The 406-nt window shown below is 70.4% G+C and carries 1 protein-coding gene; it reads right to left on the bottom strand.

Going from position 1 to position 406, the window contains the following annotated elements; genetic code table 11:
• On the bottom strand, positions 1-274 hold a 274-nt coding region (locus G3I71_RS49095), incomplete at its 3' end, for an LLM class flavin-dependent oxidoreductase (RefSeq protein WP_164325475.1).
• Between the last annotated feature and the right edge of the window lie 132 nt (positions 275-406).

Below are 406 nucleotides of genomic sequence, written 5' to 3'. Positions count from 1 at the left end.
CGAGGCGGAAGCGGTGCCCGGTGAGGGAGTCGCGGGTGGCCGCCTTCATGGCCGTCATCGCGGGCTGGCGGGCCGGGATCTGGAGCATCGCCGAGCCGACGTCGATCCGCTCGGTCTGGGCGGCGACCCAGGCGAGCACGGTCGGGGCGTCAGAACCGTAGGCCTCCGCGGCCCAGCAGACGTCGTAGCCGAGCCGGTCGGCCTCCTGGGCGACGGCGAGGTTGTCGGCGTCCATGCCCGCACCCCAGTAACCGAGATTGATGCCGAGCCGCATGTGTCGTCCCCTTACCGGTTTACCGATCAGTAACGTCGGTCTGCGGGGGACTGTAGCGCGCCACGGTGCCCCGCGTGACTGCCCCAGTAGTCTCAGCGCTCATGGAGCAGAGGCATCTCGGCCGCACCGGAC

Source organism: Streptomyces sp. SID12501 (genome assembly GCF_010550245.1).
Lineage (GTDB): Bacteria > Actinomycetota > Actinomycetes > Streptomycetales > Streptomycetaceae > Streptomyces.
The sequence above is the reverse complement of the archived record's forward strand: the minus strand, read 5'-3'. Positions and strand labels throughout refer to the sequence as shown.